The sequence below is a fragment of the Empedobacter sp. UBA7611 genome (genome assembly GCF_002484365.1).
Lineage (GTDB): Bacteria > Bacteroidota > Bacteroidia > Flavobacteriales > Weeksellaceae > Empedobacter > Empedobacter falsenii_B.
The window spans coordinates 15,471-42,176 of sequence record NZ_DLJR01000049.1 but is presented as its reverse complement, the minus strand read 5'-3'; the positions used below and the strand labels follow the sequence as shown (position 1 = coordinate 42,176).

At 31.9% G+C, this 26,706-nt stretch carries 21 protein-coding genes; 7 read left to right on the top strand and 14 right to left on the bottom strand.

Translation table 11 applies throughout. The features are described from left to right. The first annotated feature begins 84 nt into the window (after nucleotides 1-84). From B3R94_RS08620 to B3R94_RS08610, 3 genes are all read left to right on the top strand, one after another. Entirely contained in the window at nucleotides 85-519 is a 435-nt protein-coding gene (locus tag B3R94_RS08620; RefSeq protein ID WP_291100115.1) for a hypothetical protein, read from the top strand. 10 nt (nucleotides 520-529) lie between these two features. Beyond that, a complete protein-coding gene (locus B3R94_RS08615) occupies nucleotides 530-1,297 on the top strand; it encodes a helix-turn-helix domain-containing protein (protein ID WP_291100112.1) in 768 nt (255 codons plus the stop codon). Nucleotides 1,298-1,370: 73 nt separating this feature from the next. Beyond that, complete coding sequence (locus tag B3R94_RS08610; protein ID WP_291100109.1) at nucleotides 1,371-1,997, top strand: NAD(P)-dependent oxidoreductase; 627 nt, start codon at nucleotides 1,371-1,373, stop codon at nucleotides 1,995-1,997. Nucleotides 1,998-2,063: 66 nt separating this feature from the next. Here B3R94_RS08610 and ftsY read toward each other — a convergent pair whose 3' ends face one another. From ftsY to B3R94_RS08580, 6 genes are all read right to left on the bottom strand, one after another. Continuing rightward, complete coding sequence (gene ftsY, locus B3R94_RS08605; protein WP_114999036.1) at nucleotides 2,064-3,026, bottom strand: signal recognition particle-docking protein FtsY; 963 nt, start codon at nucleotides 3,024-3,026, stop codon at nucleotides 2,064-2,066. Nucleotides 3,027-3,150: 124 nt separating this feature from the next. Continuing rightward, nucleotides 3,151-3,300, bottom strand: a complete 150-nt coding sequence (locus B3R94_RS08600; RefSeq protein WP_084106961.1) for a DUF4295 domain-containing protein — start codon at nucleotides 3,298-3,300, stop codon at nucleotides 3,151-3,153. Between the two features lie 14 nt (nucleotides 3,301-3,314). Continuing rightward, nucleotides 3,315-3,497 carry a 50S ribosomal protein L33 gene (gene rpmG / locus B3R94_RS08595; RefSeq protein ID WP_038337065.1) on the bottom strand — a complete coding sequence of 61 codons (183 nt, stop codon included), beginning with the start codon at nucleotides 3,495-3,497 and terminating at the stop codon, nucleotides 3,315-3,317. 11 nt (nucleotides 3,498-3,508) lie between these two features. Beyond that, nucleotides 3,509-3,745: a 50S ribosomal protein L28 gene (rpmB, locus tag B3R94_RS08590; RefSeq protein ID WP_038337064.1), complete on the bottom strand. Its 237-nt coding sequence runs from the start codon at nucleotides 3,743-3,745 to the stop codon at nucleotides 3,509-3,511. 82 nt (nucleotides 3,746-3,827) lie between these two features. After that, nucleotides 3,828-5,483: an apolipoprotein N-acyltransferase gene (gene lnt, locus B3R94_RS08585; protein ID WP_038337063.1), complete on the bottom strand. Its 1,656-nt coding sequence runs from the start codon at nucleotides 5,481-5,483 to the stop codon at nucleotides 3,828-3,830. A gap of 143 nt (nucleotides 5,484-5,626) precedes the next feature. Further along, complete coding sequence (locus B3R94_RS08580) at nucleotides 5,627-7,270, bottom strand: M1 family metallopeptidase (protein WP_291100105.1); 1,644 nt, start codon at nucleotides 7,268-7,270, stop codon at nucleotides 5,627-5,629. Between the two features lie 615 nt (nucleotides 7,271-7,885). Here B3R94_RS08580 and B3R94_RS08575 point away from each other — a divergent pair. Both B3R94_RS08575 and dnaK read left to right on the top strand, forming a co-directional pair. Beyond that, nucleotides 7,886-8,212: a tRNA-binding protein gene (locus B3R94_RS08575; RefSeq protein WP_291100146.1), complete on the top strand. Its 327-nt coding sequence runs from the start codon at nucleotides 7,886-7,888 to the stop codon at nucleotides 8,210-8,212. A gap of 392 nt (nucleotides 8,213-8,604) precedes the next feature. Continuing rightward, nucleotides 8,605-10,506, top strand: a complete 1,902-nt coding sequence (dnaK, locus tag B3R94_RS08570) for a molecular chaperone DnaK (protein WP_291100102.1) — start codon at nucleotides 8,605-8,607, stop codon at nucleotides 10,504-10,506. A 150-nt stretch (nucleotides 10,507-10,656) separates the two neighbouring features. Here dnaK and B3R94_RS08565 read toward each other — a convergent pair whose 3' ends face one another. Next, nucleotides 10,657-12,921 carry an NADP-dependent malic enzyme gene (locus tag B3R94_RS08565; RefSeq protein WP_291100099.1) on the bottom strand — a complete coding sequence of 755 codons (2,265 nt, stop codon included), beginning with the start codon at nucleotides 12,919-12,921 and terminating at the stop codon, nucleotides 10,657-10,659. 206 nt (nucleotides 12,922-13,127) lie between these two features. On the opposite strand from B3R94_RS08565, the gene B3R94_RS08560 reads away from it, so the two are divergent. Further along, nucleotides 13,128-13,772, top strand: a complete 645-nt coding sequence (locus B3R94_RS08560; RefSeq protein WP_114999028.1) for a hypothetical protein — start codon at nucleotides 13,128-13,130, stop codon at nucleotides 13,770-13,772. A gap of 96 nt (nucleotides 13,773-13,868) precedes the next feature. Here the strand turns inward: B3R94_RS08560 and B3R94_RS08555 are convergent, their stop codons facing one another. From B3R94_RS08555 to B3R94_RS08535, 5 genes are all read right to left on the bottom strand, one after another. After that, on the bottom strand, nucleotides 13,869-17,222 hold the full coding sequence (locus B3R94_RS08555) for a T9SS type B sorting domain-containing protein (RefSeq protein ID WP_291100094.1): 3,354 nt from the start codon (nucleotides 17,220-17,222) through the stop codon (nucleotides 13,869-13,871). Nucleotides 17,223-17,295: 73 nt separating this feature from the next. Further along, complete coding sequence (locus B3R94_RS08550; RefSeq protein WP_291100091.1) at nucleotides 17,296-18,591, bottom strand: glycosyl transferase family 1; 1,296 nt, start codon at nucleotides 18,589-18,591, stop codon at nucleotides 17,296-17,298. A 7-nt stretch (nucleotides 18,592-18,598) separates the two neighbouring features. Next, a complete protein-coding gene (locus B3R94_RS08545) occupies nucleotides 18,599-21,244 on the bottom strand; it encodes a YfhO family protein (protein WP_291100088.1) in 2,646 nt (881 codons plus the stop codon). Further along, nucleotides 21,234-21,491 (bottom strand): hypothetical protein, encoded by a 258-nt coding sequence (locus B3R94_RS08540; RefSeq protein ID WP_125349691.1) that lies wholly within the window; start codon nucleotides 21,489-21,491, stop codon nucleotides 21,234-21,236. The genes B3R94_RS08545 and B3R94_RS08540 overlap by 11 nt, the downstream gene beginning before the upstream one ends. Nucleotide 21,492: 1 nt before the next feature. Further along, nucleotides 21,493-22,563: a DUF6263 family protein gene (locus B3R94_RS08535; RefSeq protein WP_291100085.1), complete on the bottom strand. Its 1,071-nt coding sequence runs from the start codon at nucleotides 22,561-22,563 to the stop codon at nucleotides 21,493-21,495. A 361-nt stretch (nucleotides 22,564-22,924) separates the two neighbouring features. On the opposite strand from B3R94_RS08535, the gene B3R94_RS08530 reads away from it, so the two are divergent. Beyond that, on the top strand, nucleotides 22,925-25,318 hold the full coding sequence (locus B3R94_RS08530; RefSeq protein WP_291100082.1) for a TonB-dependent receptor: 2,394 nt from the start codon (nucleotides 22,925-22,927) through the stop codon (nucleotides 25,316-25,318). Nucleotides 25,319-25,568: 250 nt separating this feature from the next. Here B3R94_RS08530 and rplQ read toward each other — a convergent pair whose 3' ends face one another. Next, nucleotides 25,569-26,042, bottom strand: coding sequence for a 50S ribosomal protein L17 (gene rplQ / locus B3R94_RS08525; protein ID WP_291100079.1), 474 nt, complete (start codon nucleotides 26,040-26,042; stop codon nucleotides 25,569-25,571). Between the two features lie 12 nt (nucleotides 26,043-26,054). Further along, nucleotides 26,055-26,706 (bottom strand): DNA-directed RNA polymerase subunit alpha (gene rpoA / locus B3R94_RS08520; RefSeq protein WP_291100076.1); only part of this gene is annotated, 652 nt, incomplete at its 5' end.

The window sequence follows — 26,706 nt, the reverse complement described above, 5'->3', positions numbered from 1 at the left end:
GTATAAGTCTTAGAATTAGAGAATAAGTTACATAAAATTTGAAATTATTTTTCCTTAACTTTACTCATCATTAGATTTTTGAGTTTGAAAAAATTATTTCTTTTTATCGCACTTTTTACAAGTTTTCATTTATTATATGCGCAAGAACAAGCCGAACGTTCGTTGACAGAATATCGTGTCGAAAGTTTCCAAACGTCTTTAGTTGCGAAAAAAATGCTATATGATTGGTTAGGAAAATGGGACAATGTTTTGTACACTGAAAATAATCAACCGTTGTTAGTTTGGTCGAATAAAAATATCATTAATGAAGCCAATGAAACCTTTACTTTGATTGCATCGAGCGTAGAAAATGATGAAGAAATGTACGGAACCGTTCAAGTTTTGACAAGTAAAAAACAAGATGCTTTAGCGAAAGATTCTCCTTTTAGAGAATATTTGAATGAGTTTCTAAAAACAATTTCGAAAAAAGAAAACAAAAGCAAAAAGTTTTATAAAGAATATATTAAGGTTGTTTATTAAAACTATTACAATGAATTTTCAAAGTATTCTTCCTGACAAATCAATCAATCTTTTTGTGAAAAACATTTGGGTTTTCGAGAAAAAAGAAAATACGCAAACCTCTATTCCTTTTTTTGCTGATGGATATCCTGGATTGATGTTTCAAGAATCGAATCTTACTTTGAGCGTACTTCCTCATAACAAAAAAATGCCTACTCTTTTTTTGTATGGTCAAACAATTACTCCAATAACTCTTGAAATTAATAGTCCTTATCAAATTATTATTTTTCAATTTTATCCGTTTGTATTACGCGCTTTTTGGGATATTACGCCAGAAAGTATCAACGATAATTGTTATTTTTTAGATAATTCTTCTAATCAATCTCATCATAAATTGGTTGAAAATTTAATCAATGCTAAATCAATTGAAGAACGAATTCATTTGATTTCAAATTTATTGATTGATTATTTTGAAAAAAAGAAGGTCAATCTTGATTTATCTATTCGAAATGCTATTGTAAAAATTATTACCGAAAAAGGTCAAATACAAATCAATTCTATTGCCCAAAGTGAGAGTTTAAATATTCGAACTTTTGAAAGAAGATTTTTAAAGGAAACAGGTTTATCAGCAAAACAATTTTCAAAAATCATTCAATTTCAATCTTCTTTACAACAATTAACAGCCAAAGATTACAAAAAATTAACCGATATCGTCTACGAAAACGGTTTCTCTGATCAATCGCATTTCATACGAGTTTTCAAAGCTTTTACAGGAAAAACTCCGAAAAAATTTGGATAAATATTTGTGTCGTTTTTATTCTATTTTTTGATTTAGAATTTCACAAAATTTGTTGTATCAAAATTCTAAAATTATGAAGATTATTGTATTTGGAGCTACAGGTTCTGTAGGAGAAAAAATTGTGAATCAAGCATTGGAAAAGGGTTATTCTGTAACAGCTTTTGTCCGAAATCCTGAAAAATTAACTTCTAAAAATCATCCAAATTTGAATATTTTTCAAGGTGATGTACTTAATCTTGCCGATGTGAAAGAAGCTGTTAAAAATCAAGACGTTGTTTTATGCGCTTTGGGCGATGGAAAAATTGGTAAAATAAGAGCTGAAGGAACTAAACAAATTATAACTGCATTAAAAGATTCTACAACAAATCGATTTATTTGCCAGTCAACAATTGGTGCCGGAAATAGTTATACCAATCTGAATTTTATTTGGAAATATGTTATGTTTGGTTTTCTATTGAAAAAAGTTTTACCAGATCATAACTTACAAGAAAAACACATTATGGAAAGCGATTTAGATTATACAATTGTACGTCCAAGTGCTTTAACAGACGGAGAAATTAGTACTAATTATCAGGAAAACTTTGATGAAACTATCAAAAAATTATCTTTAAAAATTAGTCGATCTGATGTTGCTAATTTTATGATTCAGCAAATAGATTCGAAAAAATATTTAAAAAAAGCAGTAAGTATTTCAAATTGAAAAATAGAAACAAAAAAATCCTTCAAGAAAACTTGAAGGATTTATATTTTATAGAAATTGAATTTCTTAATTATTGCGTTTAAAAAAAGAATCGACAAACTCCATTTTATTGAAAGCTTGCAAATCATTGATTCCTTCACCAACACCAATGTATTTAACTGGAATCTGAAATTGATCTGAAATTCCAATTACTACTCCTCCTTTTGCTGTTCCATCTAATTTTGTAACTGCTAAAGAAGAAACTTCTGTTGCTTGTGTAAATTGTTTCGCTTGCTCAAAAGCATTTTGACCTGTAGATCCATCTAACACTAACAAAACTTCGTGAGGTGCATCTGGAATTACCTTTTGCATAACACGTTTTATTTTTGTTAACTCGTTCATCAAGTTTATTTTATTGTGCAAACGTCCTGCTGTATCAATCAAAACAACATCTGCATTTTGCGCAACTGCCGACTGAATGGTATCAAATGCAACCGAAGCAGGATCAGAACCCATTGCTTGTTTTACAATTGGAACACCTGCACGCTCCGACCAAATTACCAATTGATCTACAGCCGCCGCACGAAACGTATCTGCCGCTCCAAGAACTACTTTAAGTCCTTGTGATTTGAATTGAGAAGCCAACTTACCAATCGTCGTCGTTTTCCCAACTCCATTTACTCCGACCACCATAATAACGTATGGTACATCTTTCTTCGGAATCGAAAAACCGTTTGTATCTTCTATATTATTTTCGGAAAGTAAGCCTGCAATTTCTTCGCGAAGAATTAAATCTAACTCAGAAGTCGAAACATATTTATCACGTTCTACACGTTCTTCTATTCGACGAATAATTTTGATCGTTGTTTCGACACCGACATCAGAAGAAATCAATACTTCCTCTAAATCATCTAAAACCTCATCGTCTACTTTAGATTTACCTACTACAGCACGACTGATTTTATCAAATAGAGAAGTTTTAGATTTTTCTAATCCTTCATCTAATTTTTCTTTGCTTTCTTTACCTAATATCTTTTTGAACCAACTCATTAATAAGCTAAATTTCTTAAAATTTTGTACGAAGATACATAAAATATAAGGAAATAAAAAAGCCGCCCTGAAAACGAGGCAGCTCAATTAACCTTAAATATTTTTTGTTAAGGAGATGATTTGATTATTTCGTGAAGAAAGAATCTGCTTCATCAGCGTTAACTACTTTTTCAACAAATACGTAAGCTCCAGATTTTGGAGATTTTACCATTTTGATAACTTTGGTCATTTTTTTAGACCCAGTTTGTAGGGTTGCTACCGTTTTCTTTGCCATCGTCTAAAATTTTATTATTTAATCTCCTTGTGAATTGTATACTTTTTCAATACTGCGTTGTATTTTTTCAACTCAATACGATCTGGAGTATTTTTTTTGTTTTTAGTTGTGATATAACGAGACATTCCTGGCATACCACTTTCTTTATGCTCTGTACATTCTAAAATAACCTGTACTCTGTTTCCTTTTTTTGCCATGGTGTCTTAAATTATTTGATTAAACCTTCTTTACGTGCACGTTTAACAGCCTCATCAACTCCTAATTTGTTGATTGTTTTTAAACCGTGTGCAGAAACTCTTAATGTAATCCACTCACCAGTTTCTGGCATAAAAAATCTCTTTTTGAACAAATTCACTTCAAAAGTGCGTTTTGTTTTATTATTAGCATGAGAAACATTGTTTCCCACTAATCTCTTCTTACCTGTAATTTGACAAATTTTTGACATCTTATTTTGTATTGTCCTATTTTAAACGGAGTGCAAAGTAACAAATTATATATTACTTATACAACTCTTTAGGTTATTAATTTTATATTTTTTTCTTATTTTGTTTATATAACAACTTCTGCGCAAGAGTATAAGCCAAGATAATTCCCATTACCAACAGCGCTATCCTCGCGATTACATCGCCATATTTTGTATAAAACGTTAATTCACTATTCATTAAAATTGTACCATTTAAAGCACCCTGCTCTCCATATGGTAAAGACTTCATTATATCTCCTCGCTGATTAACGAAAGCCGAAATACCTGAATTTGCAGATCTAACGATAGCGCGTCTATTTTCAATAGCTCTCAAATTACCATATAATAGTAATTGACGATGACCATCGGTAGAGCCCCACCAAGAATCGTTGGTCATTGTGAATATAACATTTGCGCCTTCTCTCACATATTCTGTTGTATAGTCTCCGTAAATAGATTCGTAACATATAACCGGAGCAACAGTAGCGTTGTTTGTTTTATTCTTGAAAACAGAACGATGAGGTTGAATCCCCAACGTTTTTGTTGTGCCGCCAAAGTTAAGCATAAATTCTCCAATAATTGGCATTAAAATGTTTCGATATGGAAAAATTTCTACTCCAGGTACTAATTTACTCTTGTGATAAACTTCTATCGAATCGTTTCCACTTATCTGCAAAGCTGAGTTATAAGCGTCGTACCACGTAATTCCATCTCTCATAACAGATGCCGTTTCCGATGCTAAAGATTGCATTGGATAAATTCGCATGATAGATGCTCCTGTTACAAAATGTAAATCTTTTTTGGTTTTTGTCCATTGTTGAATGTCTTGTATAATTAAATCATCATACATATTATCAAAAATCAAAGCAGATGATCCAGGTACGGCAGTTTCTGGTGCAACAACAAATTGAGTTTTTGGTTGAATATTTTTCAGTGCCAATTGTTTCAATTCATCATAAATCTGCAAACCATCTTTCATATACTTTTCGTTGTATGGATCAAGATCTGGCTGAAGAACCAACACATCAAGCGCTTTTCCTTTTTCTTCGTAATTCGCATAAATAATATAAGAAATACCAATTGGAACAGCGATTAATAATCCAGCATAAATACCTAATTTGTTTAGGTATCTCATTTCTTTCTTATTAATATAAGCCGTCAAATAATAGAATACCGTAATATTAACTAACCAAATCCAAAGTGCTCCTCCAAAAGTTCCTGTGTACTCGTACCATTGTACCCATTCGTAATATTTTGCAAAACCATTTCCTAGGTTAAACCAAGGCCAAGTTAGTTCCCAATTCAAGGTTAGTTTGTCAAAACTCATCCAAATCGCAGGAAGAAAAACCAATCCATACAGATTACCAGCTTTTGTTTTGACGAAATGATACAACTGAAAAACAATTGACATAAACAACGAATTCGCTACAACGGGAATCAAATAAGCGCTCCACGAATTGTGCAAATCTCCATTCGCGTCCGTTTCTTGTGCGTAATGCAACCACCAAATTACAATTGCATTCCAAATGAAAAAAGCTAAAAACGAAAGTCCAAAAATTTTACGTCCTTTTTTCTTGAATTCTGCGCGTTGCGTAATTTGATGTTCTGCTAACATCAAGGGTACAAATCCTATAAATAATAACAATGGAAAGCCGTGCGATGGCCAACCTGCTGTTAATAATAATCCTGATAAGATTGCGTATGCAATATATTTTTTCATGTCACAAATTTATAATTTCATCATTCAATAACCGATGATATTTGTTTGGAATATTTTATAAATCATTTTGGATGAGAACCTGAAAACAAGTTCAGGTTGACTTTCCTTATCATGTTGAACTTGTTTCAATATCTCATTCAGTTTTAATATATAATATGCGAATCGATATAATAATTTGGATTAATTGTTACATCAATCGCTTTTGTAATCGTTGAATTATTAATTGTTTGCCAATTAGTCGTAGGATTGATGGTTATATCAGAATCTTTCAATCGTAACGGCATTGCAAATCCATCAACAACATTCGTATAACGATATTCAACTTTATTTCCATTTTGTTTAAGTTCTAAAGTAGGTATTTTAACTGTTCTTAAATATTGATTGAAAAAAGCGTTCAAATTTAAACCAGAAAACTTCGCAATATAATTTTCAATTTGTTCTGTAGTTACAGTTTGATGATAAAATTCTTTGTTTAATCCACGCAACATTTGTCTGAATTTTTCATCATTATTCATCCAAGTTCTCAACGTGTGAATCATATTTGCACCTTTATAGTACATATCACCACTACCCTCTTGGTTTACGCCATACACGCCGATAATTGGAATATCATTTTGGATTGCCTTTCTCGTTCCACGCACATATTCGCTTGCCGCATCTTTTCCATGATAAGTTTCTGTGAACAACGTTTCCGAATAAGCCGTAAACGCTTCGTGAATCCACATATCTGCCACATCCTTTTCGGTAATATTATTCCCAAACCATTCGTGACCAGCTTCATGAACGATGATAAAATCCCATTTCAATCCCCAGCCAGAACCTGATAAATCACGACCTAAATAACCATTCTCGAATTTATTTCCGTACGCAATTCCAGATTGATGCTCCATTCCTAAATGCGGAGCTTCTACAATCTTGAAAGAATCTTCGTAGAAAGCATAAGGTCCAAACCAATATTCAAAACTTTTCAACATCAATTTTGCTTGTTCAAACTGCAATTTTGCTTTATCTATATTATAATCTAACACATAATAATCTAAATCCAATTTACCTTTTTCGCCTTCGAAAGTATCTTTGAAATTGACATAATGTCCGATATAAGGAATGATATTATAATTATTAATTGGATTAACAACTTTCCATGTAGAAGTTGTTTTACCATTTTTCTCTTTTTTAGAAACTAATCGTCCATTACCAACTCCTACCAAATCTTTTGGTGTGATAATTTCCAATTCCATTCCATTATCTGGTTCATCGCCTAAATAATCTTTGTTCGGAAACCAAGCACTTGCACCCAAACCTTGCACGGCTACAGACATCCAATCTCGACCTTTTTCATCTTTCGCAAAAATCCAACCACCATCCCAAGGCGCTCTCACCGCAACACGAGGATTTCCGTTGTATTCTAATTCTAATTGATTCGACGTATTCTTGATATTTTTTCCGACATTAATAAAATAGACATTTCCATCACGTTTGAAATCAGAAATTTTCTTTCCATTCAATTTTACAGCCGAAACCATCATTGGATCTTGTAAATCTATCTGCAATAAATCTGATTGTTGAGGAGCAATTTTATCAAACGTAATTGTCGTTTTTCCTTTTATCGATTTTGACTGATAATCTGGTTCTACACTTACTTTATATTTTTTAACATCCCACCAATTTCGGAATTCATTATTCGTTCCGCGAAGCGAATCTTGTCGCGTAAACTCTTGTTTGTTATTAAGTACTTGTGCATTTGTTGTTATCGAGATCAAGCCAAGTAATAGTACTAATTTCTTCATAGTCATTTTTAAAACATATCAAAAATAAGATTATATATTTGATAAATAAGCCAAAAAGCTATGATTACAGAAAAATTTAAGGAAAGAATAAATTATTTAAAAAATAATCACTTAATCGTTGAAGCATTGTACGAAATTTTAGATGAATTGAAATTAAAACATAGTGCTTTTACAGGTTTTACGTTTCGAGAAGAAATCGATCCGAAAGGTTTTTTGTTGACTGCAGAAGGTGAAGAAAAAACAGGAATTACAATTCGTGTTCCACGTAACATTCTGGATTTTGATTTGGTTTTACTTTCCAATGTTTTGATGCACGAAATGGTACATGTTTTTCAGCGTTCGGGCGAAAATCAAATTGAATTGCGAGAAGAACGCGAATGGCAAGCGTATACAGAAATGATTTTTCATAAACAATTTCCAAACGTTCCTCCATTGACTAATTTTTACATCAAACAATTTGGCGAAAAAGCGTTGACGTATTATAACCGAATGCCAGATAACATGAAAACGAAATATGCAGATGAAAAAACGGATTTAGAAAAAATTCTGCAAACGATTTACGACAAAGAGAATAAACCAAAAGAAGAATCAAAACCTGAAAATAAGACTGAAACAATTTCTTGGCAAGATTTCGAGAAAGTTGATATGAGAATTGGAACAATTATCAGTGCAAATGATTTTCCGAAAGCGAGAAATCCTGCTTATCAATTAGAAATTGATTTTGGTCCGTTAGGAATCAAGAAAAGTTCGGCACAAATTACGTCGCTTTATAGCAAAGAAGAATTGATTGGAAAACAAATAATGGCTGTGGTTAACTTCCCGAAAAAACAAATTGCCACTTTTATGAGCGAATGTCTCGTGATGGGTGTGTATGGAAATCAGAAAGATGTTATTCTCTTGAATCCCGAACGAAAAGTAGAAAACGGAAGTAAGATTGGGTAATATTGAGACTAAGACTAAGACTAAGACTAAGACTAAGACTGAGGTTAAGGCTGAGATAAAATTTGAGTTTGATTAAAACTGATGAGTAAACAAACTTTTAAAACAATTATTATTTTCTCACAACATAGATTGAGATTGAGACTAAGACTGAGATAAAGTTTGAGTTTAAGTATATAACTTAACGCTGACATTTTATCAACCAATAAACTGACTTTTTTATCGATAAATAATCAAATCATTCATCATAATCTGACAACCTGACATCTAAAATCTATTGGATGTCATTTTTTTTATGTTGGCACAAAGATTGACTATTCTGGTGTAGCATCATTTTTGATGATGTGTAAAAGTTTAAAATAAATCATTAATAATATAAAAAATAACTAAACAATATGAGCAAAATAATCGGAATCGACTTAGGTACAACGAACTCTTGTGTTTCTGTAATGGAAGGTAGTGAGCCAGTTGTAATTCCAAATGCAGAAGGTAAAAGAACTACTCCATCTATCGTAGCATTCGTAGAAGGAGGGGAAATTAAAGTTGGTGATTCAGCAAAACGTCAAGCTGTAACAAACCCAAAGAAAACGATTTATTCTATTAAACGTTTCATGGGAACTAAATTTAATAATGATGCAGATGAAATCGGTCGTGTTCCTTATTCAGTTGTAAAAGGAAACAATGATACGCCAGCAGTTGATATTGATGGACGTAACTATACTCCACAAGAAATCTCAGCAATGATTTTACAAAAAATAAAAAAAACTGCTGAAGATTATTTAGGACAAGAAGTATCAAGAGCGGTAATTACTGTACCAGCTTATTTTAACGATGCTCAACGTCAAGCAACTAAAGAAGCTGGTGAAATTGCAGGTCTTAAAGTAGAACGTATTATCAACGAGCCTACTGCTGCTGCATTAGCTTACGGATTAGACAAAGCAAACTCAGATAAAAAAATCGTTGTTTACGATTTAGGTGGTGGTACTTTTGACGTATCTATCCTAGAATTAGGTGACGGTGTATTCGAAGTGTTATCTACAAACGGTGATACACACTTAGGAGGTGATGATTTTGATGATGCAATCATCAACTGGTTAGCTTCTGAATTCCAAGCGAAAGAAGGTGTAGATTTGAAAAAAGACGCAATGGCTTTACAACGTTTACGTGAAGCTGCTGAAAAAGCTAAAATCGAATTATCTTCTTCTGCTCAAACAGAAATTAATTTACCATACGTTACAGCTAACGAAACAGGACCAAAACACTTAGTTGAAACTTTAACTCGTTCTAAATTTGATCAGTTAACAGAAGATTTAGTACGTCGTTCTATGGAGCCTTGTAAAAAAGCGTTATCTGATGCAGGTTTATCAATCAACGATATCGACGAAGTTATCTTAGTTGGTGGATCTACACGTATGCCAAAAATCCAAGAAGAAGTAGAAAAATTCTTCGGTAAAAAACCATCTAAAGGAGTTAATCCAGACGAGGTTGTTGCAATTGGTGCAGCTATCCAAGGAGGTGTTTTAACAGGTGATGTAAAAGACGTATTATTATTAGACGTTACACCATTATCTTTAGGTATCGAAACTTTAGGAGGAGTATTCACAAAATTAATTGAAGCGAATACAACAATTCCAACTAAAAAATCTGAAGTTTTCTCAACTGCAGTTGACAATCAACCAGCAGTAACATTAAGAATTGGTCAAGGAGAGCGTCCATTATTCAACGATAACAAAGAAATCGGACGTTTTGACTTAGTAGATATTCCACCAGCACAAAGAGGTGTTCCTCAAATCGAAGTAACATTTGATATTGATGCGAATGGTATCTTAAGTGTATCTGCAAAAGATAAAGGAACAGGAAAAGAGCAATCAATCAAAATTGAAGCTTCATCTGGATTATCTGATGCTGATATCGAAAGAATGAAAAAAGAAGCACAAGAAAATGCTGCAAAAGACGAAGAAGCAAAACAAAAAATTGAAAAAGTAAATGCTGCTGACGCATTAATTTTCCAAACGGAAAAACAATTGACAGAGTACGGAGATAAAATTCCTGCTGACAAAAAACAACCAATTGAAGAAGCTTTAGCTGAGGTTAAATCTGCTCACGCTGCTCAAGACGTTGCTGCAATTGATGCTTCTATGGAAAAATTAAACACAGCTTGGAACGCTGCTTCACAAGAAATTTATGCTGCAATGAACGAAGGTCAACAAGGTGGTGCGCAAGCTCAACCAGGTGCTGATCAAGGTCAAGCAAATAATGATGGTGTTGAAGACGTAGACTTCGAAGAAGTTAAATAATAGAATTTCATTTATCAATAGGAAAGCCTCGCATTGCGAGGCTTTTTTGTGTTTATTAATATAAATAGTTTATTTTTTAAATCATCTCGGTTTCATATAATACAAAAAATCCACTTNNAAGTGGATTTTTTGTATTATAAATTTTATATTTTACTGATGTTGTTGTGCATCAATTACAGCAATGGTAACCATATTCACAATTTCGCGAACAGTACTATCCAATTGTAACAAATGAATTGGTTTTTTCATTCCGATCAAAATTGGTCCAACCGCTTCTATATTTCCTAATTCTTGTAATAATTTGTACGAAATATTCGCTGATTCAAGATTTGGAAAAACTAACGTATTCGCATGCGTTCCTGCTAATTTAGAAAACGGAAAATTACTTTGTAATTTCTCTTTATTCACTGCAAAATTTGCTTGAATATCACCATCTACAATGATTTCTGGATGATTTTTATGTAAATAATTTACCGCATTCTGAACTTTAGAAACCGTTTCTCCTTTATTTGATCCGAAGTTTGAATAAGACAATAATGCAATTTTCGGTTCAATTTTAAACTTCTTAATTGTTTCATTAAATTGCAATGTAATGTTGACCAAATCCTCTGAAGTTGGATCTAAATTAACCGTTGTATCACCTAAGAAAACTGGTCCTTTTTCTGTCAACATCATATACATACTCGCAACTTTTTGACCTTGCTCCGCTCCGATTAATTCTAAAGCTGGACGAATCGCTTGCGAATAATTTTTCGTCATTCCCGAAATCATTGCATCTGCATAACCAAACTCAACCATACATGATCCAAAATAATTACGATCTCTCAATAATTTTTTCGCGTCAGATTTTGAGATTCCTTTTCGTTGACGTTTCGAATAAATAAAATCAACGAATTGATTGTATCTGTCCGAATCTTCTTCTGCATTTGTATCAACAATTTCAACATCTTCCAAATCCAACATATAATCTTTAATCATTTGTTGAATTTTATTTTTCTTTCCTAAAATAATTGGAATAGCGATTTTTTCTTCCTTTACAATTTGCGCTGCACGAAGAATTTCGAAACGATCTCCTTCAGCAAAAACAACACGTTTTGGATTTGATTTCGCCGTTTGTGTCAAATTACGCATAATCGTACTTTCTTTTCCGATTCGCTTAATCAAAGACAATTTATATGCTTCGAAATCTGTAATTGTATTTTTTGCAACACCAGTTTCTATCGCCGCTTTTGCAACTGCAGCCGAAACCTCTGGTAACAAACGTGGATCGTTAGGTTTTGGAATAATATAATCTTTCCCAAATTTGATCGAATGATTATTGTATGCTTGCGTCACAACTTCAGGAACTGGTTCTTTTGCTAATTCTGCAATTGCTCGAACAGCAGCAATTTTCATTTCCTCATTAATTGTCGTCGAACGAACATCTAACGCTCCTCTAAAAATATACGGAAACCCAAGTACATTATTCACCTGGTTTGGATAATCAGAACGCCCAGTTCCCATAATAATATCTTGACGCGTCGCAACTGCTAAATCGTACGCAATCTCTGGATTTGGATTTGCCATTGCTAACACAATTGGATTTTCTGCCATTGTATTCAACATATCTGCTGATAAAACATCTGCAGCCGATAAACCGATAAAAACATCTGCATCTTTAACAGCATCTGCCAATGTCGAAATATCACGATCTGTTGCCCATTCTGCTTTAGAAGGATCAAGATTATCACGGTCAGAACGGATTACGCCTTTACTGTCTAACATCACGATATTTTCTTTCGTTGCACCAACAGAAATATACATTCCTGTACACGAAATTGCCGCAGCACCAGCTCCGTTTACTACAATTTTAACTTTAGAAATATTTTTTCCTTGTAATTCACATGCATTAATCAACGCTGCACCAGAAATAATAGCTGTTCCGTGTTGATCGTCGTGCATAACTGGGATATTCATTTCAGCTTTCAAACGTTTCTCAATTTCGAAACACTCAGGCGCTTTAATATCCTCTAAATTGATTCCTCCAAAAGTTGGCTCTAAAGCTTTTACCGTATTGATAAATTCATCAACATTTTTTGTATCCAATTCGATATCGAAAACATCAATATCAGCAAAAATTTTGAATAGAAGACCTTTACCTTCCATAACCGGTTTTGAAGCTACCGCACCAATATCTCCCAAGCCTAAAACGGCTGTACCGTTACTAATAACTGCAACCAGATTTCCTTTTGCTGTGTACTTATAAGCATTTTCTGGATCTTTTTCAATCTCTAAACAAGGCTCCGCAACACCTGGTGAATAAGCAAGCGATAAATCACGTTGTGTATTCGTAGGTTTTGTAGGCACTACTGCAATCTTTCCTGGTTGACCCATTGAATGGTAATTCAATGCATCTTTCTTACGATTGTCATTCATTTCTCTGTGGTTTATATTTTTTCAAAATAAATTTAGGTAAAATATATTCAACCCACTTATGACAGATGTTAGATTTTTAAAATTTTAGAAAAATTTTTATCAACTTATACTATTTGGCGAATTTATATTGTGATATTTTTATTTTTTATAAGAATTATATATATTGTATATAAGTATTAAACGATATTTTTACAAAATTTTCAAAAATGGATAAAATCAAATTTATTCCTTTAATAGAACCTCCTATTTTGAAAGACAATCAAAATGGAAAAATTCTGCAAGAAATTTCATTCAACAATTCTATTGAATGGGATAGTTATCAAAAAAATCAAATTGATAAAATTTATACTAACTTTCCTCAACCTATTCAGTCTGGAATTTATCAATACAATCTTTTGAAAATATCATTAGCAAATATGGAGAAAATTATAAACCTACATCTTGCTGATACTAAAATAGTAGATTCCATTTCACTTTTTGGTGGATATGCAATTTCAATTAATAATAAAATTGAATTATTCCCACAATGTTGTGGATTGTTAGAAGAAATTCAGCTTTGGAAAAATATTTTAAACAAAAATTTCTCTAACTTTTATCTAACAGAATGCCATCCAAGTCCTTTAATAACAAAATCTAAAAACGAAATTGTTATAATTTGTGATGATGAAAATGAATCATTTATACCAATCAATACAAATAAAGAAATAAGAATAGATTATAATCAAACAAAAAAAGCTTTTATAGTCTTACTAAATGAGTTAGAAGCTTATTCTAATAAGCTAAACAACTTGTCTCATAAATTTGAAATAGATAATTTATCTGATATTATTATCTGGGGTGAAAAGAGCTAAAAGAGATGTTATTGGAAACATAACTTAAATTATTAATTTATAAATAATAAATCCCACTTTTCACAATGTAGAAAGTGGGATTTTACTTCAAAAAAATTATTTATTTTTAACTGTTATATAGCCTGTAATAATTTCTTTATCATTCAATTTTATTCTGTACCAATAACTATCAGAAGGAACTGTAAAACCATTCTTTTTACCATCCCAAATATATTCATCATTCACAACTTCATCTTTTATAATTGCTCCATATCGATCAAAGATTTGAACAATTGCATTTTTGTAACCTAAAAATTGTGCTCTCCAACTATCATTATAACCATCATTATTAGGTGAAATAAAATTAGGAATTAAGTTTACAAAAAAATCTTTTGTTACTGGAGTACAATTATCAGCCGAAATTACATAAACAGTATAATTTCCTTCTTTTAAAGGTTCAAAGACATTCGAACTTTGCCAATCTACACCATTTAATGAGTATTTATATGGTGGTGTTCCTCCTTCTACAATGATTTCTGCACGTCCATTGACAGTTTTTATCATTACAATATTTGGTAATTGAAAATGAGAAACATTAACATTGTGAACATATGGACATCCCTCTTTTGAAAGAAGTTCTACCCAATAATCTCCAACCCCAACCTCAATCGTCTGTGTTGTTTCACCTGTACTCCATTTATAATCTAAATAATTATCTCCTGCATCTAAAATAGTTTTGGTATTAGGACATATTTTCACATCTTTTAGCGTTGATGAGTATTCCGGAACAGATACAAAAGTATTAATAACAGCAATAGAAAAACATAAACCTGCTTTTTCAAATCTCACATAAAAAGTTTTATTTCTATTTACAACTTGATTAGAATTAATTGAATTTATGTTATTCTCAGCGTCATCGAAGGTTTCAAAAAACTTATAATCGTAATTATAATCATTAACAAAATTTACTAAAACATAATCATTCAAATTGAATGTATAAACTCCATCAAAATCGTTATCACAAACATCTACATCTAAAACTTCTTGATTAAGTTTTACTTTTTCACCGAATTTAAATTCTAAAGTAATAATTTCTGGTTGACAACCTTTCAATGTCTCAATTCTTACGTACACTTTTGTATCAGCAGTAAATATATTTTGAGATGAAATTGTATTCGTATTTCCGTCTAAAGCATCTTGCTCATTTAAATAATATTTTACTGTAAACAATTCTCGGTTAGAAAAAATTTGTCGGATAATTTCATCAAGTTTAATATTCATTTTGCTTCCACAATATGTAGTTTGATATTTAGTTAAATCAATCTGTGGAAAAGGAAAAAACTCTAATTGTATTTCGGCAATTTCTTTACATCCTGTTTTATTTTTGACAACTACATAAACTTTCTTATTTGTAGATTCATAATGCTCAAAATCTATTATTTCATTCACTTCATTTTCTGCATCTTCTTTCGTAGGATAATAATTTTTTGTCACATCTGGATCAGAAGTTACATTTGCATCAGATAGATCAAAAATACCTTTACCATTTACATTACACGCATAGACCGTTGCATTATTAACAATGAGTTCATTAATCAAAATTTTAACTGTTACAATCTCACTATCCTCAAATTTATCAGATCCATAAATTATATATTTGAATTCATCATAACCTTTTTGCCCTTTATTTGGCGTATAAGTAATAATACCTTTTACAGTGTTAATTGTAACGACTCCTTTTGAAGGATTTTCTACTATCTTGGTTTCATTGAAATTAATCGTTTGGGCAGATTTTGTAAATTTTGGAGTAATATGAATTGGAGCAACTCCACATGTTTCAAATTCTAATTCTGATTCATCAGGACAAGTTCTTAATTTATATTCGTCTTTTAATGGCGGACAAGTACCTATTGTAACTTCTACCGAATAATTTCCTAATCTTGTTGGTTTAAAAGTTACTTCGGTTGCTCCTGGAATAGCAACCCCATCCTCAAACCATTGATATGTTTCGTATATATCTGGTGTTACTGTTAATGTTACATCAGGAAAACATCCTTCTGCTACGATTTTTGGTTTTGTTGGTAATCCAGCAAAAAAACCACCATATCCAGCAGCTTCACTTCCTGCTGTGATACCTCCTGTTACAGCTTTATCAGATTTAATTGTTACATTTCCTTTTATATTAGGTATACCGTAAGTTACCCAGTTTGTTGTTCCAACTATATCAAATGGACCGTAATTGGAATTAGGAACTTTTCCATTTACAGTAAGATTAGCATTTTTTTCTGTTATTAAATTAAGTTTAGTTGGCACATTAAGAATTGAATAATAACTACCACTTCCTTCTTTAGATAAATAAATTTCATTTTCATCTATCAAACCAATTTCATCTATTGATTTTGGTAGAAAACAATTAAGTGCTGGAATAAAATTCATTCCACCTGTAGCTTCAATATTTCGTTCATTACTTCCTCCTAACAATTGATATACATATGCCTTATGAGTTGTCTGAATATATAAATTAAAATGATTTTTTCCTTGATTAATGTATTTATTTTCGTTAATAATATAGTGTTGGCCTTCATTTAAGGTGATGAGCGGAATAGGATCATTATTTACATAAACCTCAGTGCCATCCTCAGTTGCAACAACTATTGCGCCTTCCATATTACTTCCAATATCACCCAAACCTTTTACCAAAACAAATTCATTTCCAAGTTGAGAAACTGGAACGTTTTGATCCATTAAAATATCTGAACTATTTGGAAAATAACCTGCATATTGCCCATTAAAATTACCATTTGCTGTAGATATAGGTTTGTCTGATTCAATTTTAGCACCGATAAAACCTTCATAATTCACTTTATAATTTCCAATACCATCAATAATATATGACTCTCCTTTGTTTAATATAATATTAAATTCTGTTCTCTTCTCTCCATCACTAAAAATAATATTAGAATCAAAATTTGAAACCTTTATTGTGGTATTATCTTCTGTAGCTAAAACACTTGTCATAAAGTTCAAAATACCATTGTATGTCGTTATTGGAGCCATAACAGTATAAAATAAAGTTCCAGTACCTGCCCTTCCTTTAGATGTCACAATCTCAGCATGTTGAGCGACAGAAAACCTAAGGTTTGCAAAATAAGCATAATCTGCTTCTAAGTATAACCCTTTTTTTATTGGCTTAAACATATCAGCTTGGTCTCTTGTAATTATATATGATCTTGGAATATTAAAAATACCTGGATTCCCTTTACTTATTGTTACATTACCAACAACAACATTGTTATTATATATCTTAACTTCAAAAGGAATAGTTCTATTCGTAGATAAATATACTTTTTGATTAGGAAAGGGGTTTCCTGTTCTATCCATCATTGGTGCAAACCAATGTTTTGTATCAAGTTGAGCAAATGATTGGATAATATTAAGAAATAAAAATAAAATAAGTAAATACTTCTTCATTGATTATCATTTAATAATTATATAATCCTTAAACAGAAATATTTACTTTATATTGTTAAAACATAGTATTTTATTATGATAATTTCCCCACCACTTCAACCAATTTCTTCGTTAAGTTTTTACGGTTGAATTGTTGAACTTCGGCTTCGTTGGTTTCAAATTTTTGGTTTGGATTTCTCAACCATTGATTGTAAATCGAAAGAATGTATGTTTTGATTTCATTGACTTGTTGATGAGAAAAATAATCGCCCGCTTTTGTTTTTTGAAGTATTTTTTTGACATCAGCATCTGCTGGACCAACTGCTAAAATAGGATTTCCAGTCGCCATATATTCAAATAACTTTCCAGGAATAATTCCTTTAGATGCAACATTATCAAAGTTGGTCAAAATCAAAACATTTGCTGTATTAATAGCGTTCAATGACTCTTGATGTGAAACGTAACCATGTGCAACCAAGTTTTTCTCTAAACCTGCATCAATCACTGTTTGTTTGACGTCATCAGCCAAAGAACCATAAAAATTAAGTTTAAAATCTTCTCGAAACGATTGATTTTCGTTGCTAATTTCAGCTAAAGCTTTCCACAATGCAACAGGATTTCGAAGCATTTCCAAACCTCCAGAATACGTCAAATGAAAGTGATTTTGATCTTTTTCTGTTTGTTGTTTTACTTCTTCAAAACCATTTGTAATTACTTCTACATGTTTTGCACCAATCTTCTTGAAATTTTCTCCATCAGCATAACTTGTTGCTAAAACAACATCTGCTTTTTGCATTACTTCACGCTCTAAATCTTCGTGTTTTTTTGCAGCCCAAAAAGTTAATTTCAATTCTTTGTGATAACTAATTTGAGTCCATGGATCACGAAAATCTGCCAACCATTTGAGATTTGGTAATTGTTTTTTCAGCTTCAAGCCAATTAAATGAAGACTATGAGGCGGACCAGAAGTTACAATCGTATCGATATTTTCTTTTTGTAAAAAGTTTTTTAAATATTCAGCAGAAGGATTTACCCAAAACTTACGTGCATCTGGAATAAAGAAATTCCCTCTTACAAAAACCGACAACTTCGACATAAAAGATTGATTTTCTTTTTTCTCGAAATGTCCACCTTTATAAGCTTTATTCTTTGGATTCAGTTTTTCTGCTAACTGATAAGGTTCCCAAATTTTATTCTTGATGATTTTAACTTTTGGATTAATGTCCTTGGCTAAAGTTTCATCGAGAATTGGATAAGAAGGATTTTCTGGAATATAAACATAGGTTTCATATCCAAATTCAGGAAGATATTTTGTGAATTTCAACCATCTTTGAACACCAGGACCTCCCGCAGGAGGCCAGTAATAGGTGATGATTAATATTTTTTTCATTCCAAAATTAAGCCTTTTCAGCGACTAAGTTTAAATTCTCTTTTATAGAACATTTTTTATATCCCAAATAAATACCTCCAGCCACAACGATTAAAAGTAAAATATTCGAAACTATCACAATCATATTTCCAGTAGAAATAACTTGTGGTTTAAATTCCATCACGATTGTATGATTTCCCTTTTGTACAGGAACTGCACGCAATACGTAATTCGCTTTTTCGATCGGAACTTCCTTTCCATCAACTGTTGCAGTCCATCCATGTGGATAATAAACTTCTGAGAAAACAGCAATTTGATCTGTATTAGAAGAAGATTTATACGTCATCTTCATTGGTGAATAATCAACCAATTCAATTTTCGCATTAGTATCTGCCGAAACATTCATGTTTTTATTCTCAACCAAATCTTTACGTAAAATTACAGTGTTATTAATTGGTGTAGAATTTATCGCTAAGATTTCATCATTTGCATTTTCTGTCCATTTGATATTTGAAGCCAACCACGCACTTCCAAAAGCTGTAGGATTTTGCTGTACTTGGGGTTCCGTTGGACTTCCATGAATAATGTATTTCGTATTCATCATATTCAATACATTAATCAAACCTGTTTCATCTTTGATTCCGTATTTTTTCAATTGTGGATCTTGAGAAAAATAGATATCCACAACATCTTGGTATTTCCCTAATTTCGCTGCATGATAACCACCAATCGAAGGAACAAAATATGAAGTTCCAGCTTCGTTAAATGTACTCAAAACCGTATTGTAAACACGGAAATGTGATTTATCTTGTTTTGATATGTTCGATAATAAATTATTCAACGGAACTTTGTAAGCAATTTGTGCTACATTATTGTTGTTCTGAGCTTCGGTTTGTAAACGAGGCGACATTTCCGTTGGGAAAGGATTATCAACAATGTATTTAGATACAAAATTATCTTCGTTCAAATATCTTTTATTCACCGTAAATCCATCAATAAAAGCCAATGCACCAATCGCTAAAATGACGATAATTGGTTTTTTGATAAACTTGAATAAATAAGCCAACAACAAAGCCATTGTGAACAAAACAAAAATCAATGTGCGAACTGTATCCGCTTTAAACATTGCAATTCTATCTTGAATTAATTCTTCATCTAATCGTTTTATCAATCCATCCCAAAGTCCGATTGCATTTGGATTTGCTTGCTGAATTTGTCCGATTAATTGTTCAGTCATTAATTTTTCATTCTCTGATGTAAATGGAAAAATCATTCCACCGAATAAGAAGAATATAATTAAAATTCCAACTGTAGAACCACCAGCTATATAAAGTACTTTCTTTTTGAATTCATCTGATTCGTCAGAATTAAAGAAATAATATAAAGTCAAAATTGCTAAGAAAGGCATTGTAAATTCGGCAATTACCAAGATTGATGATACAGCGCGAAACTTATCATACATCGGGAAATAATCAATAAATAAGTTCGTAACGAATGGTAAATTTTTACCCCATGCCAAAATGAAACTTAGAATCGTTGCTCCAACTAACCATTTTTTATAGGTCGCGTATTTTCCACGTACCATAAACATTCCGATAATAAACAAGAAAACGACTACAGCTCCCTGATAAGCTGGACCAGAAGTTCCTGGCTGATCTCCCCAATATGCACTTCTCGGTTGACTTGCCACAGCTTGAAAAACTTGCTGATTGAACTCGTCTTCACCAAGACTATATTGAGTATTTTGTAATTCGGATGTATAATTCTTTAAATCTTCTGGATTCGTTTGCGAACCACCCCCCATCAAATTTGGAATAAAAAGATTTAATGTTTCTAATTTTCCATAACTCCATTGTGTGATATAATCGTGATCTAATCCGTTCGAATTCTTTTTCAACAAGGTCATCTCAGATTTCCCACGAGTCGTTTCTTTACTATATTCGTAAGTTGACAATAATCGATTTGCATTCAATCCTGCTGCAATAATTACAGCGACAACTACTAATGCAGATGATTTTAAGAAATCTGGTAATTCTTTTTTCTTTAAACTATCAATAAATTGAACAATTGCAAAAACCAACAACGCTAAAAACAAATAGAACGTCATTTGAATGTGATTGGCTTGTAATTGCAATCCCATAAACAAGGTTGTGAGTACAAAACCTGCAATGTATTTTTTGCGATACAATAGAAGAATTCCAGCAACCAAAGGCGCGAAATACCCAATTGTATGTAGCTTTCCGTTATGTCCGGCTGCAATTAATTCGAAATAATACGAACCAAATGCAAAGAAAATTGCACCGACTAAAGCATATTGCCACTTTTTGAAAAGCGTTAAGCCAAGAATAAAAAATCCTGTAAACAACAAGAAAATGTAATCTGCTGGACGCGGTAAAAATCTGAATGCGCCATCAATGGTTTTGATGATATCAAAACTATATTTCGCACCAGTTTGATAGGTTGGCATTCCACCAAACATCGCATCAGACCAATAGACATTTTCTCCTGTTTTGTCTTGATACGTCAACATTTCTTGCGCACTACCCTTGTAGTTGATAATATCAGGCTGAATAACAGATTTTCCCGATAAAACTGGTGAACAATACACCAATGCAATCACTGCAAAAAGCAGCAATGAGATAAGAACGTAGAGTAAATTCTTTTTATTTTTCATCCTTTTTTTCTTCGATTATTTCGTAATCCACCGTTTCGGCGTCTATATTATATTTCGGTTTGTCGAAAGATGTGTTTGGTTTCGATTCGTTGTACGAATCATTTGAGTTTTGGCTCTGATTATAAGCATTTCTTTGCTGATTAATTGCTTCTTGAAAAACCTTTTTCACTGCAAATACTTTTCTTAAAAATCTAAAAATCGTTAAGAAAATAATACTTAAAATTATAATCCAAATAATTGTTTTCATTTTAGTTAACTGTTGTGACAGTTGTAACCGACTCAGTCATCGTTTGTTTTTGACCTTGCGCTTCTACTGTACGTTTTAATGTTTCCTTTTTCGTTAAATTAACTTTGTTGATCCAACCAGATTTTGTATCCAACAAAATTTTTCCATCTACATTCGCACTACTATTCGCAGACATTGTAACACCTTGCTGCGACTCATTACCTTTCAAACTTTGCGTTCCATTTACAGTAATTGTCGTATTTGCAGGCTCAACACTTGCTAAAGTTCTCTTCATCGAAATATTTCCTTTCATTGGACCTTGATCAATTTTTTGACTATCGCTCCAAGATTCTTTAAGCGCTAAAGTTTTGTTAGGAAAAATATTCATCGTTTCTTCAAATTGAGAAGAAATTGCTTGTTTGTTTAATGAATTATCGATAATCTGTGTAAAGAATTTAAATTCTTCTGCACTTACTTGAGTTTTTACAGAATTTAAAATTGATTTTTTAATTTCATCTAATCCATCAACGCTTACAACTTTTCCTTTCTGATCAACTTTCATTGTATACGTTTTCCCTGTCATCGCTTTGTAAATCGACCAAGAAACCGCAATATCTTTGTTCGCAGGTTTCGCAGCATTTGTATCATACGAAATTGATTTTCCCGAAGGATCTGTCATTTTCTCGCTATATTGTTTAGATTTCACTTCTAATGTATACACACCATCTTTGAAATCTTTTACCGTATAATCAATTTGTTTTTTACTTTCGCTTGACATTTTCTGAGATTGTTTCCCATCCGAAGCCGTGTGAGTTGTTTTAATTCCCAACGTCATTGGATAAGTCTTTCCTATCTCTAAATTGTATTTGTATGCATATTTGTCATCTGCACCTTTTGTTATTGCTACAACTTCTGGCTCAGCAGGCTTTTCAGCGACTTTCAAAGAATCTGTTGTTTCCGTTTTGGCAACTGTATCGCCTTTTTCGTTCACAATTAATTCTTTTCCGTCTTTATCTTTTCCTACGACTTTATCATCTTTTTTACATGAAACAACTGCCATTGCGACAGCCATCATGAATAGTAATTTTTTCATATCAATTTTATGTTTGATAATTGGTTTATTGCCAAAATCAATCCAAAAATAAGGATTTTAGTTGATTTTTTAACATTAAGATTTTAAAACAATCATATCTAGAAAATTAGATAAATGAAAAGAATCTTAGTTTAAGAAAATTTAGATTTTATTAACAATTTGACAAATAATCTGACTCATTTTATCAAAAAACAAATCATTCAAACAAAAAAATAAATTTTCAAATAAATTAAAAATACATATACATTTGATTTTAAACTACTTACATACTATTGTTAATTAATCTAAATAAATTTGAATAATTCTTTCAAAAGTTTACATTTGTCGAAATTATTTTTATCTAATCTAAATAAAATATAGAATGAAAATTAAATTAAAACTACTGTTACTTTTTCTGCTAACTTCTATTTGCACATTTGCGCAAAACTACGGAATCGTAGAAGGAAAAATTGTTTCATCTGACGGATATCCAGTTGCCGGAATTACAATCAAAATTGGGAAATCCACAAATACTACAATTACAGATGAAAATGGAGAATTTCGTTTCGAGAAATTTCCAGAGGGTCAACATTCTATAACTTTAGAAGGGGAAGGACTAAAAAAACAAACAAAATCTATTGAAGTTCACACAAATGAAGTAAGCGAAATTTCATTTACATTGAACGAAAACATTACTACACTTAGCGAAGTTGTCATTAAAATAGTTGAATCTCCGAATAAAAAACAAGAAAGTATTTTATCTGGTTTGAATGTAAAAGGAATTGATTTACCGCAAAGTTTCCAGATTATTGACAATCAAGTTATAGAACAACAACAATCAATAAAACTGAGTGATGTTGTGAAAAACGTCAATGGTGTTTATGTTGGTTCTGCGCGTGGAGCGGCTCAAGAATCATTTTGGTCACGAGGTTATGATATGTCGAGCAATAACATATTCAAAAATGGATTCAGATTCAATAATGGGTCAATTCCAGAAGTTTCATCTTTAGAAAGAGTTGAAGTTTTGAAAGGAGGAGCGGCTTTACTTTATGGTAATGTTGCACCAGGTGGAATTTTAAATATGGTTACAAAAAAACCAAAGTTTAATTTTGGTGGAGAAATCAGTATGCAAGCGGGAAGTAATGCTTTTTACAAACCATCTTTAGATATTTATGGACCAATCAATAATAGTATTGCGTATCGTTTTACTGGATCTTACGAAAATTCTGAGAGTTTTAGAAATGATGTAAAAAGAGAACGTTTTTATGTTAATCCATCTTTTTTATTCAAAATGACAGATAAAACTGAACTTGTTTTGCAAGCAGATTATTTAAATGATGATTGGACGCCAGATTTTGGAACGGCAATTATTGGAAAAGAAATTGTTGATTTACCAAGAAGTATGTATTTAGGCGCAACTTGGTCTAATGGTAAAACGAAACAAGCCAGTACAAGTGCATTGGTTAAGCATAATTTCAACAAAGATTGGCAGCTTAATTTCAATAGCTCTTTTCAACAATATGATAGAGAATCAAAAGGAACGGAACGTATTCAACCAGATGCAAAAGGAAATTGGTCAAGACCATTAGGTCAAAACAAAAACCAAGAACAATTGTACGGTGAGCAACTTAATTTACAAGGAAATTTCAATACTGGAAAAATAAAACATCAATTATTAACAGGTGTTGATTTTGATTATTCTAGTAGTAAAGCTTTCACTTATGTATTTGATCAAAAGAATTATGGAAGTGGAAATATATTTGACTTTGAAAATTTTGATCAAGGAGGCGCAATTCCAATGGCAAAAAACACAAAAATAGCCTCAACTAAAACAGGACGTTTTGGAGTTTATTTTCAAGATTTAATTTCTTTGACTGATCAATTAAAAGTATTGGCTGGTTTGCGTTGGTCTTGGCAAGAAGCTCAAGTGACAACAAGAGATTTAACGAAAACTCCCGTTGATGTAAAAAAAGATGGAAAACGTGTTGATGAAGCATTTTCGCCAAAAGTTGGTATCGTTTTTCAACCAATCAAAGATATGGCGATTTTTGCTAGTTACTCAAATTCATTCACTCCAAACTCTGGTACAACAGTAGATTTAAAAGCAATCAAACCATCAATTATCGATCAATATGAAGTTGGTATCAAAAATGATTTCTTTAGAGGATTGTTATCTACAAATGTTACTTTGTATCAAATCAAAAATAATAATTTAGCTCAAACAGCAGAATTTAAAGCTGATGGAACGCCAAACACAGATTCAACAATAAAAGTGCTTAGTGGCGCTACAAAAAGTAAAGGAATCGAAGTTGATGTAACTGCACATCCAATTATTGGATTGAATATTATGGCTGGATATAGCTACAATGATATGCGCTATACAAAAACATCTGGTTTGAAAGGTAGTTTTGTAGAAGGTGATCGATTAACAAGAACTCCTGCAAATACTGCAAACTTAAGTTTTCATTACACATTGCAAAATGGAGCATTGAAAGGCTTTTCTATCGGTGCGCTCGCAAACTATATTGGTAAACGTATTGGAGGTTGGAATAACCAAATTGATCCTTCTCAACCAAATGGAATTTTGGATAGAGAAATTCCATTATCAGCTTACACAACGATTGATGTATCGGCTGGCTACAAATGGAAAAACTTCTCATTATTATGTAGATTATCTAATATTACAAATGAGTTGAATTACAATGTTCACGAAAATTATAGTGTAAACCCAATTGCTCCAAGACAATTGATGACTACATTAAGATATAAGTTTTAATCAACTTAAAACGGACAAATATCAAAGCCACTCTTCGGAGTGGCTTTTTTTTGTTCTTACTATTAATTGAAAAAACTGTATTTATGTTTTTCAAGTAAAAATAAACAACTTACTCAACACTTGTAGAATAGTAATAAATAATTTTTGTTTAATAGAAAATATTAAGCAATGATTAGAAATAATCAAGCATAAAATATATAAAAAAAAAGCCTCCCAAATTGGGAGGCTTTTTACTATATAATCGAATAGATTATGCTTCTTCTGTACTTTCAGTTTTAGCAGCTGGTGCAGCTTCTTCTGTTTTAGTACTTTTTTTACTACGACGTGTAGTTGCTTTTTTCTCTACTTTCGCGTTAGTGTAGATATCATTGAAATCTACTAACTCGATCATTGCAGTATCAGCACCGTCACCTAAACGGAATCCAGTTTTGATGATACGAGTGTATCCTCCTGGGCGATTTGCAATTTTAGGAGCTACAGTTCTGAATAATTCAGTTACAGCTTCTTTATCTTGTAAGTATGAAAATACAACGCGACGGTTGTTAGTATCGTCTGTTTTAGACTTTGTCAATAAAGGCTCAACATATGTTTGTAATGCTTTAGCCTTTGCTACTGTTGTGTTAATTCTCTTGTGAGTAATCAACGCTATAGCTAAATTAGATAATAAAGCTCTTCTATGAGAGGCAGTTCTACCTAAATGGTTAAATTTTTTTCCGTGTCTCATTTTTTAATAAAATTATTCTACGTCTAACTTATATTTTACGATGTCCATTCCAAAGTTAAGACCTTTGCTGTCCACCAATTCTTCTAACTCTGTAAGAGATTTCTTACCAAAGTTTCTGAATTTCATTAAGTCAGACTTAGCGAAAGAAACTAATTCGCCTAATGTTTCAACTTCAGCTGCTTTTAAACAATTTAATGCTCTTACTGATAAATCCATATCTACCAATTTTGTTTTCAATAATTGGCGCATATGTAATGCTTCTTCATCATAAGTTTCACCAGATGCAACTTCTTCCGCTTCTAATGTAATTCTCTCATCTGAGAATAACATAAAGTGGTGAATTAAGATTTTAGCTGCTTCAGTTAAAGCATCTTGAGGTGTTATAGAACCATCTGTTGTAATTTCAAAAACTAATTTTTCGTAGTCAGTTTTTTGTTCTACACGATAGTTTTCAATTGCGTATTTTACATTCTTAATTGGAGTGTAAATTGAGTCAATTGCTATAGTACCGATTGGCGCAGAAGCCTTTTTATTCTCATCAGCTGGTACGTATCCTCTACCTTTTTCGATTGTAAATGTAATTGTTACGTTTACTTTAGCGTCTAAGTTAGCGATAACTAATTCAGGGTTTAAAACTTGGAATCCAGAAATAAATTTCCCTAAA

Coding starts and splice junctions, on each gene's coding strand:
- B3R94_RS08560 (WP_114999028.1), top strand. CDS start 13,128: ATGGATAAAATCAAATTTATTCCTTTAATAGAACCTCCTATTTTGAAA.
- B3R94_RS08555 (WP_291100094.1), bottom strand. CDS start 17,222: ATGAAGAAGTATTTACTTATTTTATTTTTATTTCTTAATATTATCCAA.
- B3R94_RS08540 (WP_125349691.1), bottom strand. CDS start 21,491: ATGAAAACAATTATTTGGATTATAATTTTAAGTATTATTTTCTTAACG.
- rpmB (WP_038337064.1), bottom strand. CDS start 3,745: ATGTCAAAAATTTGTCAAATTACAGGTAAGAAGAGATTAGTGGGAAAC.
- ftsY (WP_114999036.1), bottom strand. CDS start 3,026: ATGAGTTGGTTCAAAAAGATATTAGGTAAAGAAAGCAAAGAAAAATTA.
- B3R94_RS08535 (WP_291100085.1), bottom strand. CDS start 22,563: ATGAAAAAATTACTATTCATGATGGCTGTCGCAATGGCAGTTGTTTCA.
- rpmG (WP_038337065.1), bottom strand. CDS start 3,497: ATGGCAAAAAAAGGAAACAGAGTACAGGTTATTTTAGAATGTACAGAG.
- B3R94_RS08600 (WP_084106961.1), bottom strand. CDS start 3,300: ATGGCAAAGAAAACGGTAGCAACCCTACAAACTGGGTCTAAAAAAATG.
- rplQ (WP_291100079.1), bottom strand. CDS start 26,042: ATGAGACACGGAAAAAAATTTAACCATTTAGGTAGAACTGCCTCTCAT.
- B3R94_RS08580 (WP_291100105.1), bottom strand. CDS start 7,270: ATGAAGAAATTAGTACTATTACTTGGCTTGATCTCGATAACAACAAAT.
- B3R94_RS08610 (WP_291100109.1), top strand. CDS start 1,371: ATGAAGATTATTGTATTTGGAGCTACAGGTTCTGTAGGAGAAAAAATT.
- B3R94_RS08615 (WP_291100112.1), top strand. CDS start 530: ATGAATTTTCAAAGTATTCTTCCTGACAAATCAATCAATCTTTTTGTG.
- B3R94_RS08550 (WP_291100091.1), bottom strand. CDS start 18,591: ATGAAAAAAATATTAATCATCACCTATTACTGGCCTCCTGCGGGAGGT.
- B3R94_RS08530 (WP_291100082.1), top strand. CDS start 22,925: ATGAAAATTAAATTAAAACTACTGTTACTTTTTCTGCTAACTTCTATT.
- dnaK (WP_291100102.1), top strand. CDS start 8,605: ATGAGCAAAATAATCGGAATCGACTTAGGTACAACGAACTCTTGTGTT.
- lnt (WP_038337063.1), bottom strand. CDS start 5,483: ATGAAAAAATATATTGCATACGCAATCTTATCAGGATTATTATTAACA.
- B3R94_RS08565 (WP_291100099.1), bottom strand. CDS start 12,921: ATGAATGACAATCGTAAGAAAGATGCATTGAATTACCATTCAATGGGT.
- B3R94_RS08545 (WP_291100088.1), bottom strand. CDS start 21,244: ATGAAAAATAAAAAGAATTTACTCTACGTTCTTATCTCATTGCTGCTT.